General features: G+C 39.5%; 3 protein-coding genes. All 3 read right to left on the bottom strand.

Annotation, left to right across the window (positions count from 1 at the left end):
* Positions 1-488, bottom strand: a 488-nt coding sequence (locus tag BHECKSOX2_RS07655; protein ID WP_180323714.1) for a hypothetical protein, incomplete at its 3' end; no start/stop codon positions are given.
* Positions 489-881: 393 nt separating this feature from the next.
* On the bottom strand, positions 882-1,691 hold the full coding sequence (locus BHECKSOX2_RS07650; RefSeq protein ID WP_139683102.1) for a fibrobacter succinogenes major paralogous domain-containing protein: 810 nt from the start codon (positions 1,689-1,691) through the stop codon (positions 882-884).
* A 32-nt stretch (positions 1,692-1,723) separates the two neighbouring features.
* Positions 1,724-2,884, bottom strand: coding sequence for an inverse autotransporter beta domain-containing protein (locus BHECKSOX2_RS07645; protein ID WP_425356617.1), 1,161 nt, complete (start codon positions 2,882-2,884; stop codon positions 1,724-1,726).
* Between the last annotated feature and the right edge of the window lie 280 nt (positions 2,885-3,164).

Raw genomic sequence — 3,164 nt, 5'->3', positions numbered from 1 at the left:
GCTTTGCTATTGGCATCAAGCTCAGATATCGGCTGAATGGTTCTGAGGCTGTAATTTAGTTTTTTTGAGCTCAGTCCACCAATACTTACCTCGCTACGACCTGCACCAAATGCGTTTAAAAATGTATTGGCTTTGTTGTTCACAAAACCTTCGGTTTTGTTAATGGCTTGGTTTTTAATGTCTGTGGCAACCTTCTTGCCCAGTTGGTTGGTATTGCCTGAGTTGGTAGAACCTAGGGCGGCGCGAGTTGTGCCTGCGACTTCTTTGAGTAAAGTGGTGGCTTGGTTGTCTTTCTTGGTGGTAAGTTGTGAGTTGTTCCAGTTGTGGGTATAAGGCTTACCAAGGTCTAGATAAGCTTCTTTGTTAAATGGCTGAGGACTCTTAGCAGCAAAAGCACTAAAAGAGAATGTAATTAAAAAACTAAGTGCAAGCATTAAGGTTTTAGAAAAAGTGCTTTTAAAGAAATAAGTTAATTGGGTGTTTGCCATGGCAAGTAAGCTCAGGTAATGAAATTTGCGAGAATTATACCATTACCCCATTTTTTTCTTTGCAAGTTTTTTTGACTATTTGAGTATCTTTAAAAACTCTGATGAATTTTTTTGAAATTAAAACGCACGGTATTTTAATGCCAAGTTAATGCACACTGCATAAGACCTTCAGGCTCAAACTTTAATTGATCGTAACAAGCCAAGTGCAATGAATGAGCTCAGTTGCTAAAGTTGTCTTTATCAATCTTGTAAACAACACGCCTTATTAAAATTAAAAGTACACAAAAAACCCAGTCAAAAGACTGGGTTTTTTGTGTCACTAAACGCTTTAAGAAAATAACTGACCAGCACTTGAATGTTATATTCTTAGTGTTGGTTATTTATGCAAAATTCTTATAAGTCCTTAATGCAACGAATACTCCCGCCTCGAGTGCGAGCTCTGTTTACAATACTAAGATTAACATTAGTATTCCCTGTGCTTGTAACCTTCATAGCATCACTATTAGTAGAACCAGCAACATTAACCCCAATCCACAAGAAGGTAGCAGATCCACGATCGTTAAGGTTACCACCCCACCCATTACGACTGCCAGCAGCTGGCAATTTCAGGAAGCTGGAAAAGGCTGTAGCAGTATTTTTAACGCCAAAATTGTTAATATATTCCGTTAACTCGACTATACTTGGCACACTAAAGCCTGCTGGGCAAATGTCATTGACTCCGCCATCTTTCCAAGCAGCTACTCTGAGCACGCCATTCCCATCGATATTTGACCAATCACGAGTGCTAGGGGATGGGTCTTGATTAATGATAAATTTATTGGGTGCTGGAGTAGTGATAGAACTTGCCCGTGTTTTTGTTGTGTCTGAAGTGCTAGATTCATGACCATCCTTTGCACGACCCCATTGGTAGTAATCACCATAACAATCAGCGTCTGTAGATGAGGTACAAACTTGACGGGCGCCTAGATTTCTATCAAGCCAAACTCTACCTGATTTAGGTGAGGTAACCAGTGAGTAAGTCAGCCCGTAAAACAAAATTGTGCTATTTTTTATTTTATTATTACGCTCTACCCAAGCAAGCTCGCCTAAGTCCATTTTGCTGCTGTCTTTAAAGGCTTTGCTGGCAATGGCAAAATTGGTGAATTTTTGTTTGTTGCCCAGTGGTAGTTTGACAGTGAGTTTGCCGTAGCTTTTGGCATCCATGGTGTTGTTATTTTCTTGACCTAGCTCAAAACTTACCGACGGGGTAAGCNACCTTCAATCGTTATTTTATTACTACGCTCCACCCAAGCAAGTGCGCCTAGGTCCATTTTACGGCTGTCTTTAAAGGCTTTGCTGGCAATGGCAAAATTGGTGAATTTTTGTTTGTTGCCCAGTGGTAGTTTGACAGTGAGTTTGCCGTAGCTTTTGGCATCCATGGTGTTGTTATTTTCTTGACCTAGCTCAAAACTTACCGACGGGGTAAGCTCAATATCCACACCCAGAACATTGCCCTTAATGTTTGAACCTGTTGTGGTATCCCAGTGATAATAAGTGCCTTTGATTTTAACCCAAGGCAGATAAGGGGCTTGACCGTTGAATTTTATATCATAACCCGACCAAGCCCCTTCTTTTGCATTGTTGACTAATTTCTTGTCTGAAAATACATGGTATTTATTGATATTGGCACTAAAGTTAGTACGCTGGTATTCCAAACCAAGGCTTAGGCGTTTGTGCTTGGACTTGGTCTCATAGTCGGTAAACACATTAATGCCTGCGATAGCCATGTCGTCTTCTACCAATAGACGATGACCAACACCTAAGTTAATCGTGGTATGGCGACTATCATTACTTTTGCTACTTTTGTTAGAAGCGATGCCACCCTGAAAAAAAGTTAACGCTTTGCTATTGGCATCAAGCTCAGATATCGGCTGAATGGTTTTGAGGCTGTAGCTCAGTTGTTTTGAATTAATCCCACCAATACTCACCTCACTACGACCCGAGCCAAATGCGTTTAAAAATTTATTGGCTTTGTTGTTCACAAAACCTTCGGTTTTGTTAATGGCTTTGTTTTTGAGTTGATTGCTAATGCCTGTGGTAATCTTGTTACCCAGTTGGTCGACATTGTCTGAGTTGGTAGAGCCTAGGGAGGTGCGCGCTGTGCCTGCGACTTCTTTGAGTAAAGCGGTGGCTTGGTTGTCTTTCTTGGCAGACTGTGGATTGTTTTGCTGGTAAGGCTTACTAAGGTCTAAGTAGGCTTCTTTGTTAAATTCTTTTTTGTTTAGCGCTTCTTTGCTTAACTCTTCTTTACTTAATTCTTCTTTGTTAAGTTGCTGAGGATCATCAACAGAAAAAGCATTCAAAGAAAATGTGATTAAAAGACTAAGCGCAAAAAAATGTGTAAGTTGCTTGAACATACTAGCAAGTATGATATGGGATTTTGTTGTGTTTATTGTATTTGTCATGGTAAGCCAGCTTGTATAATGAAATTTACAAAGATTATATACTATTATTCTCTAATTTATAAGTTTTTTATACCATTTTGAGTATCTCTAAATGTCCAGTTCCACCACGTTATTCCAGTTTGAGCATTTGAATCAATAATTCTCAAGCCACTTACAATCGTCATTTTAAGGGTTTGAGTTTTTGCTTGCAAAAAGCTAAAAAATAAAAACTCAAACCCTTAAACTTCCCCCC

This window comes from thiotrophic endosymbiont of Bathymodiolus puteoserpentis (Logatchev) (assembly GCF_900127505.1).
GTDB lineage: Bacteria > Pseudomonadota > Gammaproteobacteria > PS1 > Pseudothioglobaceae > Thiodubiliella.
This window is presented reverse-complemented; position numbering and strand designations above follow the sequence as displayed.

Bases quoted from the DNA above. Each gene is read 5' to 3' on its own strand.
- BHECKSOX2_RS07650 (WP_139683102.1), bottom strand. From the start codon at position 1,691: ATGGATGCCAAAAGCTACGGCAAACTCACTGTCAAACTACCACTGGGC.